13 protein-coding genes are annotated in these 16511 nt (G+C 66.6%); 11 read left to right on the top strand and 2 right to left on the bottom strand.

Annotated elements, in window-relative coordinates; all coding sequences use genetic code 11:
• Positions 1 to 8: 8 nt before the first annotated feature.
• The 4 genes from RYM47_RS09400 to RYM47_RS09385 all read left to right on the top strand — a co-directional run bounded on the left by RYM47_RS09400 (position 9) and on the right by RYM47_RS09385 (position 6961).
• Complete coding sequence (locus RYM47_RS09400; protein WP_315387433.1) at positions 9 to 2573, top strand: M14 family zinc carboxypeptidase; 2565 nt, start codon at positions 9 to 11, stop codon at positions 2571 to 2573.
• A 175-nt stretch (positions 2574 to 2748) separates the two neighbouring features.
• The gene (locus RYM47_RS09395; RefSeq protein WP_315387432.1) at positions 2749 to 3543 is read left to right on the top strand and encodes a DUF4198 domain-containing protein; all 795 of its coding nucleotides are present in this window, start codon (positions 2749 to 2751) and stop codon (positions 3541 to 3543) included.
• 25 nt (positions 3544 to 3568) lie between these two features.
• Complete coding sequence (locus RYM47_RS09390) at positions 3569 to 4432, top strand: EF-hand domain-containing protein (protein WP_315387431.1); 864 nt, start codon at positions 3569 to 3571, stop codon at positions 4430 to 4432.
• 225 nt (positions 4433 to 4657) lie between these two features.
• Positions 4658 to 6961 carry a TonB-dependent hemoglobin/transferrin/lactoferrin family receptor gene (locus tag RYM47_RS09385; RefSeq protein ID WP_315387429.1) on the top strand — a complete coding sequence of 768 codons (2304 nt, stop codon included), beginning with the start codon at positions 4658 to 4660 and terminating at the stop codon, positions 6959 to 6961.
• 55 nt (positions 6962 to 7016) lie between these two features.
• Here RYM47_RS09385 and RYM47_RS09380 read toward each other — a convergent pair whose 3' ends face one another.
• The gene (locus RYM47_RS09380) at positions 7017 to 8426 is read right to left on the bottom strand and encodes a DEAD/DEAH box helicase (RefSeq protein ID WP_102946517.1); all 1410 of its coding nucleotides are present in this window, start codon (positions 8424 to 8426) and stop codon (positions 7017 to 7019) included.
• Positions 8427 to 8889: 463 nt separating this feature from the next.
• On the opposite strand from RYM47_RS09380, the gene RYM47_RS09375 reads away from it, so the two are divergent.
• Positions 8890 to 9879: a fumarylacetoacetate hydrolase family protein gene (locus RYM47_RS09375; RefSeq protein ID WP_315387426.1), complete on the top strand. Its 990-nt coding sequence runs from the start codon at positions 8890 to 8892 to the stop codon at positions 9877 to 9879.
• Positions 9880 to 9881: 2 nt separating this feature from the next.
• Positions 9882 to 10544, top strand: coding sequence for a maleylacetoacetate isomerase (maiA, locus tag RYM47_RS09370; protein ID WP_315387652.1), 663 nt, complete (start codon positions 9882 to 9884; stop codon positions 10542 to 10544).
• A 33-nt stretch (positions 10545 to 10577) separates the two neighbouring features.
• Here maiA and RYM47_RS09365 read toward each other — a convergent pair whose 3' ends face one another.
• Positions 10578 to 11705, bottom strand: a complete 1128-nt coding sequence (locus tag RYM47_RS09365; RefSeq protein ID WP_315387425.1) for a PilT/PilU family type 4a pilus ATPase — start codon at positions 11703 to 11705, stop codon at positions 10578 to 10580.
• A 121-nt stretch (positions 11706 to 11826) separates the two neighbouring features.
• On the opposite strand from RYM47_RS09365, the gene RYM47_RS09360 reads away from it, so the two are divergent.
• The 5 genes from RYM47_RS09360 to RYM47_RS09340 all read left to right on the top strand — a co-directional run bounded on the left by RYM47_RS09360 (position 11827) and on the right by RYM47_RS09340 (position 16509).
• Positions 11827 to 12192, top strand: a complete 366-nt coding sequence (locus tag RYM47_RS09360) for a DUF4398 domain-containing protein (protein ID WP_010480631.1) — start codon at positions 11827 to 11829, stop codon at positions 12190 to 12192.
• Positions 12189 to 13073, top strand: a complete 885-nt coding sequence (locus RYM47_RS09355; RefSeq protein WP_315387424.1) for a hypothetical protein — start codon at positions 12189 to 12191, stop codon at positions 13071 to 13073. The genes RYM47_RS09360 and RYM47_RS09355 overlap by 4 nt, the downstream gene beginning before the upstream one ends.
• A gap of 342 nt (positions 13074 to 13415) precedes the next feature.
• Positions 13416 to 13634, top strand: coding sequence for a YdcH family protein (locus tag RYM47_RS09350; RefSeq protein WP_315387422.1), 219 nt, complete (start codon positions 13416 to 13418; stop codon positions 13632 to 13634).
• Positions 13635 to 13817: 183 nt separating this feature from the next.
• Positions 13818 to 15188, top strand: coding sequence for a pyridoxal-phosphate dependent enzyme (locus RYM47_RS09345; protein ID WP_315387421.1), 1371 nt, complete (start codon positions 13818 to 13820; stop codon positions 15186 to 15188).
• A gap of 130 nt (positions 15189 to 15318) precedes the next feature.
• The gene (locus tag RYM47_RS09340; protein ID WP_315387419.1) at positions 15319 to 16509 is read left to right on the top strand and encodes a cystathionine gamma-synthase; all 1191 of its coding nucleotides are present in this window, start codon (positions 15319 to 15321) and stop codon (positions 16507 to 16509) included.
• Positions 16510 to 16511 lie beyond the last annotated feature (2 nt).

The following is a 16511-nucleotide window of genomic DNA, read 5'->3' as shown; positions in this document are numbered from 1 at the left end:
ACCGTGGTGTGTCACGTCCCATCGCCTGGCTGTTGGGTTCGTTGTGGTTGCTCGCAGCGCCGGCGTTCGCACAGAGCGCGTATTTCTTCCCGAAGGCCGGCGATTTTGATCCGGCCATTCCCACCCCGCAGCAGTTCCTGGGCTATGAGATCGGCAGTCGCTACACGCGGCACGACCAGCTGGTGGCCTACTTCGACGAGCTGGCCAAACACTCGGACAAGATCAAGGTCGAGCGGATCGGCAGCAGCTATGAAGGGCGGCCGCTGCTGATCGCCACGGTGACCTCGGCGCAGAACCAGCAGCAGCTGGACACCCTGCGCCGCCAGCACGTGACCCTGGCCGACCCGGCGCAGCCGCTGTCGGCGGCGGGCAACAGCCCGGTGGTGGTGTGGTTGGGTTACAGCGTGCATGGCAATGAAACCTCCAGCGGCGAAGCCGCGCTGCTCACCGCGTACTACCTGGTGGCCAACCGCAGTGCGGAAACCGCGCAGTGGCTGGACCGCGCGGTGGTGCTGTTCGATCCGGCACAGAACCCGGACGGGCGTGACCGCGCGGCGAGCTGGCACAACGCCTATGCCTCTTCGCCGGCCTCTTCCGACCCGGCCGACAAGGAGCACGTGGAGCCGTTCCCGCAGGGGCGCACCAACCATTACTTCACCGACCTCAACCGCGACTGGCTGGCGCTGACCCAGCAGGACACGCGGCCGAAGATCGCGTACTTCCACCAGTGGTATCCCAACGTCCAGATCGACTTCCACGAGATGGGCAAGGACAGCACCTACTACTTCGAACCTTCGCCGGCGAGCATGCACAGCCCGCTGCTGCCGGCCTCGTCGTATGAGTGGAACAAGACCCTGGCCAAGTACCACGCGCAGTCGCTGGATGCGTTGGGTTCGCTGTACTACACCGGGGAAAACTTCGACAACTTCTCGCCGGTCTATGGCTCGACCTATCCGGACTTCCATGGCGCGGTAGGCGTCACGGTGGAGCAGGCCAGCTCGCGCGGGCGCGTGCAGGAATCGGTCAACGGCCTGCTGACCTTCCCGTTCACCATCCGCAATCAGGTCGCCACCGGGCTTGGCACCGTTCGCGGTGCGGTCACCGAGCGCGACGGCTTGTTGAAGCTGCAGAAGGAGTTCTTCCAGTCCGCGCTGAAGCAGGCCAACCAGCAGCCGGTGAAGGCGTTCGTGTTCGGCGACGCGCACGACCCGGGCCTGACCCGGCGCCTGCTCGACCTGCTGCTGCAGCACCGGATCACCGTGCAGGCATTGACCTCTTCCGTGACCGTCGACGGCCAGCGCTTCGACCCGGGCAGTGCGTACGTGGTGCCCACTGCGCAGCCGCAGTTCCGCCTGGTCCATTCGATCTTCGCCGAGACGCCGCCGATCAAAGGCGATGTGTTCTACGGCAGCACCTCCTACGCAATCGCGCCGGCCTACGGACTGGCCTTTGCCGGCAGCCGCAGCCGGGTGGATGCGGGCGAGCGCATCACTGCACTGCCGCCCGAACGCGGCGGCGTGAGCGGCGGCCAGGCGGGCTACGCCTACGTGTTCGACTGGCGCGACTACAACGCCAGCCGCGCGCTGTATGCGCTGCAGGCCAAGGGCGTGGTGACCCGTGCCGCGTTCCAGCCGTTCACGGCAGCGACCGCAGGCGGCGAGCAGGCCTTCACGCGCGGCAGCGTGGTGATTCCGGTGGCCGGGCAGACGCTGGCCGGCGACGCATTGCTGGCGGCGGTCGACGAGGTTGCGCGCGGCAGTGGCGTGCAGGTGCACGCGCTGGCCAGTGGGCAGAGCCGCGGCGGCATCGACCTGGGCAGTGACAGCGTCAAGGCGCTGCGCAAGCCGGCGGTAGCGCTGGTGATGGGCGAGGGCGTGAGTGCCACTGAAATCGGCTCGGCCTGGTTCGTGCTCGACCAGCAGGTGCAGCTACCGGCCAGCAAGCTGGACCCGGCACAGCTGGGCAAGGTCAACCTGGACCGGTACACCACCATCGTGCTGTCGGGTGGCACCTACGGCGGCGTGGACGCAGCTGCGGTGGCCGCGCTGAAGCGCTGGATCAATGCCGGCGGTTCGCTGGTGACCTACGGCAGTGCGGCCAAGTGGGCCATCGAGCAGAAGCTCAGCGATGAAGTGCTGGGTGCCGAAGAGAAGGAGCCCGACGGCGCCCGACGTGCCTTCGGCGACCAGCGCGATATCGCTGCCATCGAGCGTGTCAGCGGCAACATCCTCAGCGCCGACGTGGATACCAGCCACCCGCTGGGCTTCGGTCTGCCGCGAACGCAGCTTGCGGTGAACAAGGAAAACGGCATCAGCTTCAAGCCCAGCCGCAATGCGTTCTCCACCGTGGTGCGGATCGATGAGACGCCTCGGGTGAACGGGTATCTGTCGGAGAGCAACCGCACGCGCGTGGCTGGTGCCGCCTGGTTGCTGGTCTCGCCGCAGGGGCAGGGCAACGTGGTGCTGTTCGCGGACGATCCGGCGCACCGCAAGTACTGGCATGGTACCGAACGGTTGCTGTTGAACGCGGTGTTCTTCGGGAATCTGTTGAACCCGACCAAGCCGCGAGGGTAATGGGGCGACGCCCGGTGTGACGTTCCGTGGGACACGCGTGGCGTGTCCCACGGAACCCGTCAGAAAACCAACCAAACCGCCAATCACACGCAATGTGAAAAGTCCGTATTGCGAATCATTCGCAATACGCATACGATGTCGCCCGCCGGCCATCCCGCCGGCGCGAGCATCCGCCATGTCCCTCCGCCCTGTTGTTGCCTTCCTGCTGGCCGCGCTGGCGTTGCCCGCTGCCGCCCATACGCCGTACCTGGCTCCGGCCAGCTTCGAGGTCCGCCCCGACAGCGTGGTGACCCTGGACGCCTCGTTCGCCGAAACCTTCTTCGTACCCGAAGTGGTGTTCGACAACAGCGAGTTCGTGGTGACCTTGCCCGACGGCAGCACCCGCGCGCCGGACACCGTGCAGCGCCTGAAAACCCGCGCCGTCATCGAAACCACGCTGCCGGGCCAGACCGGCACCTACCGCTTCAGCACCGGCAACCGCCTCGGCGCGGTGTTCCGTACCTGGGACCTCAACGGCAAGCCCGGCTCCAGCCGCGACCCGGCCGTGCCGCTGCCCGCCGGCGCCAAGCTCACCAGCCACTACCAGAGCCTGTCGCGGTCGGAGGTGTACCTGACCGCCGGCGGCCCGACCACCGCTGCGCTCCAGCCGTACGGCACCGGCCTGGAACTGGTGCCGGTCACCCATCCCAGCGACCTCTATCGCGGTGAGCATTTCGACTTCCTCGTGCAGTACGACGGCAAACCGCTGCCGAACCAGAAGGTGGAAATGCACCGCGCACTCGGCGATGGCGCCCGCCAGCCCGCGCCGGAGACGCTGACCACCGACGCGCAGGGCAAGGCGCGCTTCGCGCTCGCCCAGGCCGGCAGCTACCTGGCGCTGATCCGTTACCGCGGCCCCGCCCCGGCCGGTGCGGCCGCACCGATGTACGGCAACAACTACACGCTTTCCTTCCGCGTGCTCGAACCGTAACCACCTACCTTCCAGGGGGAACACCATGAAGAACACCTTGCTCACCGCGGCCCTGCTGGCCGTGGTGCTGGCTCCGGCTGCGCACGCGCAGGCCCAGACCACCACCGCGCCCGCGCCTGCGACCGCCTCGCCGACAGCGGCCGCGTTCCTGAGCCAGTTTGCCGAAGAAGGCAGCGACAGCGTCAGCTGGGCCCAGTTCGAAGCCTTCCGCAAGGCGCGCTACGCCGCCACCGACAGCAACAACAACGGCAGCGTGGAGGAACAGGAATACGTGGACGAATACCTGCAGCGCTTCGACGTGCGCCTGGCCACCGCGCGCGCCGGCCACCTGAAGCAGACCGACACCCGCTTCAAGGCGCTGGACCGCGACAAGGACGGCGCGATCAGCCGCGCGGAGTACGACGCGGCCGGTGAACGTACCTGGGCCGGCTACCAGAAATCGCAGGAGGCCACGCGCGAAAGCGCTGCCGCCACCACGCGCGACCCGCTGAAGATGCCCACCTCGCATACCGCCAATGGCATGCTGGAGCTGTACGACGCCAACAAGGATGGCGTGGTCGACCGTGCCGAATTCGACACGGCGCGCGTGGCTACCTTCACCGCTACCGATGCCGACGGCAACGGAACGCTGAGCCTCGCTGAATACACCACCGAGTTCGAGACCCGCCTGGACCAGCAGCGCACCCGCTTGCGTGCCGATGCCGAGCGCCAGGCGCGCGTGCGTTTCGCCGCGCTGGACACCGACAAGGACGATCGCATGACCTTCGCGGAGTACCAGACCTCGGGCAAGCGCATGTTCAACCGTGCCGACAGCAACGGCGACGGCGTGGTGGATGCGCGCGATCCGGAGCCCAAGGCCGGCGCTCATTCGGCCAACGGCAACCGCTGATCCGCACCGTAGTGCCGGCCGCTGGCCGGCGCCACGCACCGCCTTACGCATACCGGTAGCGTCGGCCGTTGGCCGACCCACGTACCGCCTGGGCCGGCCAACGGCCGGCGCTACCAGACTCAGCACACGTATCTCACGCCCCCAAGCCCCGCACGGTCGACCGGACCGCCGCAGCCAGGAACGGCCAACACCGCCTTTCCCTTCTTTCCTGCGGAGCTTTCCCCAATGAAGTCGTCCCTCTCCCTGCTCACGCTGGCGGTAGCCGCGTGCCTGGCTGCCCCTGCCCACGCCGAGGCCCCGGCCGACGCCAGCACCCTCGACACCGTACGCGTCGAAGCCGAACGCGCCCAGCGCGCCAAGTCCGCCAACCAGAACGTCACCGTCCTGACTGCCGCCGACCTCGACGCTGAAATGGCGAACACCATGGAAGAAGCGATCCGCTACATCCCCGGTGTCAGCATCGTCGACATGGGCCGCTTCGGCGATAACGGCTTCAACATCCGCGGCCTGGAAAGCGACCGCGTCGCGATCACGGTGGATGGCCTGAGCCTGGGCGAGTCGGTGGAAACCGCGCGCTCCTACGAATTCTTCCGCGGCGGCCGCGGCGACGTGGACATCGACACGCTCAAGAGCCTGGCGGTGGTGAAGGGTGCCGACTCGATCAGCGCGGGCAGCGGCGCTCTCGGCGGCGCGGTCGTGTTCACCACCAAGGACCCGGCCGACTATCTCAACCCGGCAGGCAACGACACCCACTTCGGCCTCAAGGCGGGCTACTCCGGCGCCAACGACGAAACCATGGGCACGCTGACCTTCGCCAACCGCAGCGGCATCGTCGAGTCGATGCTGGTCTACACGCGCCGCGAAGGCCACGAATCCGAGTCGTACTACGACACCACCCACGACCGCACCGGCGTCGGCCGCCGCACCCCCGACCCGGTCGACAGCACCCGCGACAACCTGCTTGGCAAGCTCGACCTGCAGTTGAACGAAGCCAACACCCTTGGTTTCATGTACGAGCGCGGTCGTGCCACCAACGACGTGGACAACCTCTCGCGCGTGTACGCACCGGGCTACCTTACCCGTCAGGGCCACGACACCAATGACCGCGACCGTTACGGCGTGCACTACCAGTGGCTGGCCGAAAATGCCGTGTTCGACACCCTGGAAGCGCAGCTGGACCGCCAGGTCACCGAAAGCCGCGGCATCACCACCATCACCGCCGGCAGCGGCTGCCCGGGTGGCGCGATCCCGTGCCTGCGCAGCGAGAACCGCTCCACCGAGCAGACCCTGGACCGCGCCGCGCTCGACTTCACCAAGGCCTTCAGCACCGGCGGCGCGCAGCACGACCTGGTGTACGGCATGGCCTGGCAGCAGCGCGACGTGGACTTCACCGCCGTGGACACGCGCTGGAATGCGGCCGGCGCCATTGCGTCGGTAGAGGTTGACCCGCGCCAGGTGCCCAAGACCGACGTGGACAACTGGAACGTGTACCTGCGCGACAGCGTGCGCCTGTTCGACGAGCGCCTGACCCTGAGCGCAGGCGCGCGCTATGACCGCTACGACTATTCGCCGCAGGTGGACAGCACCTTCGTCGACCGCACCGGGACCGTACGTGATGTCTCGTTCGCGTCGCCCAGCTGGCAGGTTGGTGCGGAATTCCGCTTCCTGCCCGAGCACTCGCTGTGGGCGCAGGTCGGTCGTGGGTTCCGCGCCCCGTCGGTCGCCGACATGTATTCGCCGACCAGCACCACCACCCTGATCAACGCACAGACCGGGCAGCCGCTGGTGTTCAACGACACCGTCGCCAACCCGGACCTGTCGTCGGAGAAGAGCCTGAACGTCGAGCTGGGCTATCGCTGGAGCACCGACACTGCGCAGTTCGGCCTCTCGGTGTTCCGCGACCGCTACGACAACTTCATCGAGTACAGCACGCTGACCCAGCAGATTCCGGGCGGCTTCCGTACCACCGTGCGCGGCCCGATCCTGTACGAACGCGCCTACACCATGCCCACCAACGCAGGGCAGGTGACGGTGAAAGGCGTCGAGCTGGAAGGGCGCGTGCAGTTCAACGACGCGTGGTCGGCGCGCCTGGCCGCGTCGTACAGCGAAGGCAAGAAGCAGAACGGCGACCCGCTGGAAAGCATCGTGCCGGCCAGCGCGGTGCTGGGCGTGCGCTATGCGCCGTCGTCGGTATGGAATGTGACCGCAGCGGTGACCCACGCAGCGGCCAAGCACGCCGACGACGCCTACACCACCGCTGCCAATGGCACGGTCAGCACCCCGGCATGGCTGGACAAGGCCGACGGCTACACCGTGCTGGACCTGTTCGGCAGCTGGAACATCAGCGCGCAGTGGCGGATCAGCGCGGGCATCTACAACCTGACCGACCGCGAGTACTACCTGTGGCAGCGCGTGCGCGGCGTGTACCAGGGCAGCAACACGCTGTACGGGTACGTCAATGACGAAGGCATCGGGCGTTACAGCGAGCCGGGGCGGAATGCTCGCGTGACGGTGGCGTTCAACTGGTAACAAAAAAGGGCGACGCTATGCGTCGCCCTTTTCAATGTCGCGCTACCGGCCTGAATCAACCGGCGCGATGACCACCACCGCCCGGACCGCGTCCGCCACCGCCACGGCGCTGGCCCGACGGCGCACCGCCACGCGGCGCACCGTTACCGGCGCCACGGCTCGCACCGCGGCCGGCACCATCACGCTGGCCACCACCGCTCTTGGCACCGGCATGCGCATGACGCGGCGCTTCACCGTGCGGACGGCGTGCGTGCTTGCGCGGCGAACGATCGCCACCCGGCACTTCCGCCTTGCCCGGGGCGCTGTTGCCCCAGCGGATCGGGGTCTGCGGCTCGAAGCCCGGCACGTCGCGGATGTCCATGTCCTTGTCGAGCAGACGCACGATCTGGCGCAGCAGCTTGGCTTCGTCCTGCGCCACCAGCGAAATCGCCTGGCCGGTCGAACCATTGCGGCCGGTACGGCCGATACGGTGCACGTAGTCTTCCGGCACCATCGGCAGGTCGTAGTTGATGACCTTCGGCAGTTCGTTGATGTCGATACCGCGCGCAGCGATGTCGGTGGCCACCAGCACGGTCACGCGACCGGCCTTGAAGTCGCCCAGCGCACGCAGGCGCTGGCCCTGGCTCTTGTTGCCGTGGATGGCGGCGGTCTTGATGCCGGCCTTGTCCAGGAACATCGCCAGCTTGTCGCAGCCGTGCTTGGTACGGCCGAACACCAGGGTCTGCTCGCGGCTGTCCTGCGCCAGCAGGTGCAGCAGCAGTTCGCGCTTGCGCGCGCCATCGACCGGGTGCACGCGGTGCGTGATGGTTTCGGCCACGGTGTTTTTCGGGGTCACCTGGATCTGCGCCGGGTCGCGCATGAACTCCAGCGCCAGCTGCTTGATGCTCTCTTCGAAGGTCGCCGAGAACAGCAGGGTCTGGCGGTTCTGGCGCGGCAGCTTGGCCAGGATCTTCTTGATCGACGGCAGGAAGCCCATGTCGAGCATGCGGTCGGCTTCGTCCAGCACCAGGATCTCGATGCCCGAGAGGTCGACGCTGCGACGCTCCAGGTGGTCGATCAGGCGGCCCGGGCAGGCCACCAGCAGGTCGACGCCACGGCGCAGCACGTCGAACTGGTTGCCCATGCCGACGCCGCCGTAGATGCAGGCGCTCGGAATGCGCAGGTACTTGCTGTAGCTGCGCAGGCTGTCATGCACCTGGGTGGCCAGTTCACGGGTCGGGGCCAGCACCAGCGCACGCGGCTTGCGCGGGCCGTTCACGGCCTGCGGGTTGGTGCCCAGGTGCTGCAGCAGCGGCAGGCCGAACGCCGCGGTCTTGCCGGTACCGGTCTGTGCACCGGCCAGCAGGTCGCGACCTTCCAGCGCCAGCGGGATCGCCTGCTCCTGGATCGGGGTCGGGTTTTCATAGCCCTGCTCGGACAACGCGCGCAGCAGGAACGGGGCAAGGCCCAGATTTTCAAAAGACATCGGGTGGAAGCTCCAAAGACAAAGTAACGCGTGGCCGAATGGCCATGCGCAAGGCAGATCGAGTTGATCGGCTTACTCGGAGCGTTCCCGTGAACCGCGCTGCGAGAATTGTGTTCAGCCGGCGCGGTGCGCAGACTGGAATGCATGACGAATGGCGTCGGAGTGGGGGCGGGCGAGGGATCGATGATCCGGATCGCCGGCGATCCCGAAGGGAAACGGACGGCCGCTGCAGACCCGCTTATTGTAAAGGAACTGGGACGCCCATACCAAATGCCCCGTTCAGGTACATCCACGCCCTGCGTGGATGCGCTTCGGCGGGGTCCTGGGGATTGCACCCTTCACCGGCGTATCAACGGCGGCTCCGGTATCTTCCATGGTGGCTTGTGTCGCATTGCAGCGTTCAGCATTGCGGGCTATTTGGTTACACTCGAAACCTATTTTCTGCGATCCCGGATACCCACCCATGAAGCTTGGTTCTTTGAAGGAAGGCGGCCGCGACGGCACCCTGATCGTCGTCTCGCGTGACCTGCGCCACGGCGTGCGCGCCACCGGCATTGCCGCCACCCTGCAGCAGGCCCTGGAAGACTGGAGCCACATCGCGCCGCGCCTGAACGCCGTGTACGAATCGCTCAACGCCGGCGACGCCGATGGCGTGTTCGACCTTGACCCGCAGGCACTGGCCGCGCCGATGCCGCGTGCCTATGAATTCGTCGATGGCAGCGCCTACCTGCCGCATGTCGAGCGCGTGCGTCGTGCCCGTGGCGCTGAAGTGCCGGAAAGCTTCTACACCGATCCGCTGATGTACCAGGCCACCAGCGCCGGCTTCCACGGCCCGCGCGACGCGGTCAAGGTGGTCAGCGAGGACTACGGCATCGACCTGGAAGCGGAGATCGTGGTGATCACCGACGACGTGCCGATGGCCGCCACCCCGGAGCAGGCGGCGGGCCATATCCAGCTGGTCGGCCTGGTCAACGATGTCTCGCTGCGCAACCTGATCCCGGGCGAGCTGGCCAAGGGCTTCGGCTTCCTGCAGTCCAAGCCGCGCTCGGCGCTGTCGCCGGTGTTCGTCACCCCCGACGAGCTGGGCGAGGCCTGGCAGGACAGCAAGGTGCACCTGCCGCTGGTGACCCACATCAACGGCGCCTGGTTCGGTGCCCCGGAAGCCGGCGTGGACATGCAGTTCAACTTCGCCCAGCTGGTCGCACATGCGGCCAGGACCCGCCCGCTGGGCGCCGGCGCCATCGTCGGCTCGGGCACCATCGCCAACGAAGACACCAGCAAGGGCGCCTCGTGCTTCGCCGAACAGCGCACCGTGGAAACCCTGCGCGATGGCAAGCCGAGCACGCCCTTCATGTCGTTCGGCGACGTGGTCCGGATCGAAATGTTCGACGCGGCCGGTGAGAGCATCTTCGGTGCGATCGAGCAGCGCATCGAACAGGCGACACGGCCCTGAACATCACGGCCGACCGCATCGAGCTGTTCAGCTACTGGCGCTCCAGCGCGGCCTACCGCGTGCGAATTGGCTTGAACCTCAAAGGCCTGGCGCACCAGATCACCCCGGTGCACCTGGTCCGCGATGGCGGCCAGCAGCACAGCGAAGGCTATGCCGCGCTCAACCCGCAGGAGCTGGTGCCGACCCTGGTGCATGGCGAAAGCGTGGTGCGGCAGTCGATGGCGATCCTGGAGTACCTCGACGAGGTGTTCCCGGAGCCGGCGCTGCTGCCGGACGACGCGCTGGGCCGGGCCCGGGTCCGCGCGCTGGCCCAGCTGGTGGCCTGCGATATCCACCCGCTCAACAACCTGCGCATCATGCAGTTTTTCAGCGATACCTGGCATGTGCCGCAGCCCGAGCGCGACGACTGGACCAGGCACTGGATGCAGGTGGGTTTCGATGCGATGGAGCGCATGCTGGTCGAATCGGTGGAGACCGGGCGCTTCTGCCACGGCGACACTCCGACCCTGGCCGACTGCTGCCTGGTGCCGCAGCTGTTCAACGCCAGGCGGTTCAACGTGGACCTGACGCCGTACCCGACGCTGGTAAGGATCGAAGAGGCGTGCCTGGCGCTGGAAGCGTTCGACGCCGCGCGGCCGGAAAATCAGGCCGACGCGGCGAGCTGAAACGGCGTACCCACCAACGGTGGGTACCCCAGATCAGAACCCGTGCGTTATCGCCGCCGGCGTCGCCGCCGAATAATCCGCGTACGGGTCGTGCTCGGCGCCACCTTCTGACAGGCGGAACTTCAACGCCAGTCCATCGCGCGAATCTGCCGCGCGCAGCGCTTCTTCCTGCTCGATGATGCCGTTCTTGGCCATCCGGAACAGGCACTGGTCGAAGCTCTCCATGCCTTCTTCCAGCGAGGCTTCCATTGCCGCCTTGATCTCGTGCACCTGGCCGCGGCGCAGCAGGTCGCGGATCATCGGCGTGTTGATCAGCACCTCGGTGGCCGGCAGGCGACGGCCTTCCTTGTTCTTCACCAGGCGCTGGCTGATCACCGCACGCAGGTTCAGCGCGAGGTTCATCAGCACGTTCTTGTGCGCGCTTTCCGGGAAGAAGTTGAGGATGCGCTCGATGGTCTGGTCGGCGTTGTTGGAGTGCAGGGTGGCCAGGCACAGGTGGCCGGTCTCGGCGAAAGCGATGGCGGCCTCCATCGTTTCCGCGTCCAGGATCTCGCCGATCAGGATCACGTCCGGCGCTTCACGCATGGCGTTCTTCAGCGCGTTGTGGAAGGCATGGGTGTCCAGCCCGACCTCGCGCTGGTTGACGATCGACATCTTGTGCTTGTGCAGGTACTCGATCGGGTCCTCGATGGTGAGGATGTGACCGGTGGTGGTGCTGTTGCGGTGGTCGATCATCGACGCCAGCGAGGTGGACTTGCCGGAACCGGTGGACCCCACCACCAGCACCAGCCCGCGCGGGGTCATGATGACGTCCTTCAGCACCTGCGGCAGGTTCAGCTCCTCGATGCTCGGGATGCGGCTGCGGATGGCACGGATGACCATGCCGACCTCGCCCCGCTGCTTGAACACATTGACGCGGAAGCGCCCGGCATCGGGCAGGGCGATGGCCATGTTGAGCTCCAGCTCGCGCTCGAACTGCGGCACCTGGCCTTCGTCCATCAGCGAGTAGGCGATCTTCTTGACCATGCCCGGCGGCAGGCCGGTGTTGCCCAGCGGATAAAGCTTCCCCTCGATCTTGATGTAGACCGGTGCTCCGGTGGTCAGGAACATGTCCGAAGCGTTCTTTTCGGTCATCAGCTTCAGGAAGTAGCCGATATCCATTGCGAATTTTCCCCAACGAAACGGCCGACGCCCGTTGCCAGCACGGTGTCGGCTTGACGACAATGGCCGTGAACCGACAACCGGTACGGCCTCCCCAATGAAACGACTTAGCTTCGCACGAATGCGCCATGGCCTGTATGTGATGGCGTTTGCATTCGCACTGTCTGCCCCCGCCTGGGCGCAGGACGGCGCACTGGAACTGGCCCAGGCCCGGCAGGCGGTCGACAAGGCCACCCAGGCCGACGCCGACCAGTACGCCCCGGACCTGATCGGGCTGGCCCGGCAGGGGCTGGAGCAGGCCCAGCGTGCTGCCGGCGACCGCCGCGAGCGCAAGAATGCCCCGGCGATCGCCCTGCGCGCCGCCGCCGATGCCGACCTGGCCCGCGTCCGCAGCGAGGAAGCCACCGTCACCGCGCAGCTGCAGCTGCGCCGCAACGAGGTCAACCAGCTGCAACGCCAGCTGTCGACCGGGGAGGATCGCCGGTGAAGCCGATGACTGCCGCAACCCTGGCTGCGCTGCTGGCGCTGCCGACCCTGGCCATGGCCGCCGAGAACCCGATGGTGGCGCAGCTGAGCCAGCGCCTGATGGCCATCCAGGCCAATCCCGACACCGCTGAGCTGGGCGCCTTTGAGCGCATGCAGGCCCAGCAGGCCATCGCCACCCTGGACAAGGCCAAGCGCCGCGACCAGGAGCTGGCCACCTACCTGGCCGAGCGCCGGGTGGAGATTGCCGAGACCGCCGTGCGTACCGCACTGGCCGCGCGTGAGGTCGATCGCCTCGATCGCACCCGCAGTGACCTGCTGATCGAGGCCAGCCGCCGCGACGCCGCCCGCGCCCGCCAGGAAGCCGAGCAGCTGCGCATGCAGGCGCAGATGCAGGCCGAAGAGGCCGAGCGCCTGCGCCAGGCCGCCGAGGCCGAGACCCTGGCCCGCCAGGACGCCGAGAACGCCCTGACCAGCGTGGCCGGCAAGCAGCAGCAGCGCCTCAGCGCCGCCCAGCAGAACGCCGCCAAGCTGGCCCGCGAGGAAGCCGAGCTGGTCTCGGGCAACAAGCTGCCGGGCTCGAAGTTCGACAACCGGGGCGAGGTCTTCACCTTCCCGGGCGACGCCTTCGCCAGCGGCAAGGGCACGCTGTCCGGCGGCGCCAAGGGCCAGGCCAAGGCACTGGCCGAATACCTCAACATCGGCAAGAAGGGCCGGGTAAGGATCGAAGCCTATGACGCCGCGGCCGGGGTAGGGCAGCAGCGTGCCGAGGCACTGCGCGACGCGCTGGTCGGGGCAGGCGTCAGCGCCAGCCGCTTCCAGGTGGCGGGCAAGAAGGCGGCGGCGACCAAGGCCCGTTCGGCTGAGGTCATCATCGCCCCCTGACGGTTTCAACCCCTTGTTTTCGTTACTTTTTCGTTGTTCCGCGTGTTCAGCCTGAACCCCGACTGGGCACCGCCAGCGATTTCAAACGAAACCCTTGAACCCACCCTTCGGCAAGCGTAGGGTCGATTGTCCGGGTAGCCTTCCGCGACCCGGACGATTGGAGGGCCGGGCCGATGTACCGAGGGCACGAACCAGAGCAGTCTGCAGTCCGGAATGGCCGGGCTGGGCGCATGGGTTCGCCTGCGGTCGCGGTTGACGCCGGTGCTCCGCCCGAAGATACGCCCCGTGCCTTACCGGCCGGGGCGTTCTTGTTTGTGCTGTAGACGCTATAGGAGGTTCATCATGTTTGAAGGTCAGCCCCAGAGTGAAATCGACGCCCGCCGCCAGCGGGACCCGGAATTCAAGGCGCTTTACGAACGGCACCAGAAGTTGAACAAAAAGTGTATGGATGCCGAGTTGGGCGTACTTCCGATAGACAGTTCCACCCTGGGACAGATGAAGCGTGAGAAGCTGCTCGCCAAGCAGAAGCTGGAACGGCTGTACTCCTCCCCCCTGAACTAAGCCGTATGCGCGCCGGCCCGGCCGGGCGCTGACACCCAACCGCCGCGGGCGGTGTCCGTCTCCTCGTCGACGGGCACCGTCCGCGTCGCTCTTTTGGGGTGAACAAACACGCATGGCGTGTCTTTACCTTCTATCGGATAATCGGGGGTCCGGCCGCCCTGCGGCGCGAATCGATGTGACCCGATGGCAATCCACTCCTCCGTGCTCGAACTCATTGGCAAGACCCCGATCGTCAAGGCCCAGCGCCTGGATACCGGTGTCTGCGAGCTGTACCTGAAGCTCGAAAGCGCCAATCCCGGAGGATCCATCAAGGACCGCATCGGCCTGTCCATGATCGAAGCGGCTGAAAAGCGCGGCGATCTCAAGCCGGGCGCGACACTGGTGGAAGGCACCGCCGGCAACACCGGCCTCGGCCTGGCCCTGGTCGCCCAGCAGAAGGGCTACAAGCTCATCCTGGTGGTGCCGGACAAGATGAGCCGCGAGAAGATCTTCAACCTCAAGGCCATGGGCGCCGAAGTGCGCCTGACCCGTTCGGACGTGGCCAAGGGCCACCCCGAGTACTACCAGGACATGGCCCAGCGCGTGGCCGAGGAAACCCCCGGCGCGTACTTCATCAACCAGTTCGGCAACCCGGACAACCCGGCCGCGCACGAGTTCGGCACCGGCCCGGAGATCCTCGAGCAGATGGATGGCGACCTGGATGCCATCGTGTTCGGTTGCGGCAGCTCCGGCACCATGACCGGCCTGTCGCGCGCCTTCGCCAAGCTTTCGCCGAAGATCGAGCTGGTCCTGGCCGACCCGGTGGGTTCGATCCTGGCCGAGTACATCAACGACGGCAATCTGAACGACAAGTCCGGCAGCTGGCTGGTCGAAGGCATCGGCGAGGACTTCCTGCCCTCGATCGCCGATTTCACCCGGGTCACCAAGGCCTACGCCATCACCGACGCCGAAAGCTTCCACACCGCGCGCGAGCTGCTGGGCAAGGAAGGCGTGCTCGGCGGTTCGTCCACCGGCACCCTGCTGGCGGCCGCGCTGAAGTACTGCAAAGAGCAGACCACCCCGAAGAAGGTGCTGGTGCTGGTGCCCGACACCGGTAACAAGTACCTGTCGAAGATGTACAACGACTACTGGATGCTGGACAACGGCTTCCTGGAGCGCCCGCAGACCGGCGACCTGCGCGACCTGATCCTGCGCCCGTACGGCCAGCGCGACACTGTGGTGATCGGCCCGAACGACCTGCTGACCACCGCTTACCAGCGCATGAAGCTGTACGACGTTTCCCAGCTGCCGGTGATGGACGGCGACCAGCTGGTCGGCATCGTCGACGAAAGCGACGTGCTGCTCCATGTGTATGGCGATGAATCGCGCTTCCGCGACAAGGTCGCCACCGCCATGGTCAGCAAGCTGGACCGGCTGGACGTGAAGTCGCCGATCGAGGCGCTGCTGCCGGTGTTCGACCGGGGGCAGGTGGCCATCATCATGGATGGAGGCGCCTTCCTCGGCCTGATTACCCGGATCGACCTGCTGAACTACCTGCGCCGTCGGGTGCAATGACGGCCTGATAGCCGATGATCCGAACACAATGCGCGTTTATCGCAGTCAACGATCGATTAAGCTGGCGCTGATAGACTTTCGCTCCTTTTAGTGGGAGCCCCATTGGGGCTTCCTATCCTTGGGAACTTCAATGTCCGACCCTGCATCTACCGGGCACAGCACCCGCTCGCTTGCTCTGGCCACCCTGGCCATCCACGGCGGGCAGTCGCCCGACCCGAGCACCGGCGCGGTGATGCCGCCGATCTACGCGACCTCCACCTACGCCCAGTCCAGCCCGGGCGAGCACCAGGGCTTTGAGTATTCGCGTACCCATAACCCGACCCGCTTCGCCTACGAGCGCTGCGTGGCCTCGCTGGAAGGCGGCACGCGCGGTTACGCGTTCGCCTCCGGCATGGCCGCCACCTCCACCGTGATGGAGCTGCTGGACGCCGGCAGCCATGTGGTGGCGATGGACGACATCTATGGCGGCACCTTCCGTCTGTTCGAACGCGTGCGCAAGCGCACCGCCGGCCTGCAGTTCGGCTTCGTCGACCTGACCGACCTGGCGGCGTTCGAGGCGGCGATCACCTCGCAGACGAAGATGGTCTGGATCGAAACCCCGACCAACCCGATGCTGAAGATCGTGGACATTGCCGCGGTCGCCACCATCGCCAAGCGCCATGGCCTGATCGTGGTGGTGGACAACACGTTTGCCTCGCCGATGCTGCAGCGTCCGCTGGAGCTGGGTGCGGACCTGGTGCTGCACTCGGCCACCAAATACCTCAATGGCCACTCGGACATGGTCGGCGGCATGGTCGTGGTCGGCGACAACGCCGAACTGGCCGAACAGATGGCCTTCCTGCAGAACTCCATTGGCGGCGTACAGGGGCCGTTCGACAGTTTCCTGGCCCTGCGTGGCCTGAAGACCCTGCCGCTGCGCATGAAGGCCCACTGCGCCAACGCGCTGGCCCTGGCCCAGTGGCTGGAAAAGCACCCGGCTGTCGAGAAGGTGATCTACCCCGGCCTGCAGAGCCACCCGCAGCATGAGCTGGCCACGCGCCAGATGAACGGCTACGGCGGCATCGTCTCGATCGTGCTGAAGGGCGGGTTCGAGGCAGCAAAGCGGTTCTGCGAGAAGACGGAGCTGTTCACCCTGGCCGAGTCGCTGGGTGGGGTGGAGAGCCTGGTGAATCACCCGGCGGTGATGACCCATGCGTCCATTCCGGTGGAACGCCGTGAGCAGCTGGGCATCAGCGATGCGCTGGTGCGGTTGAGCGTGGGGGTCGAAGAGCTGGGGGATCTCCAGGTGGATCTGGAGCTTTCGCTCAAGGATCTGGGCTGATT

The organism is uncultured Stenotrophomonas sp., from assembly GCF_963519125.1.
In the GTDB taxonomy this organism is placed as follows: domain Bacteria; phylum Pseudomonadota; class Gammaproteobacteria; order Xanthomonadales; family Xanthomonadaceae; genus Stenotrophomonas.
This window is presented reverse-complemented; position numbering and strand designations above follow the sequence as displayed.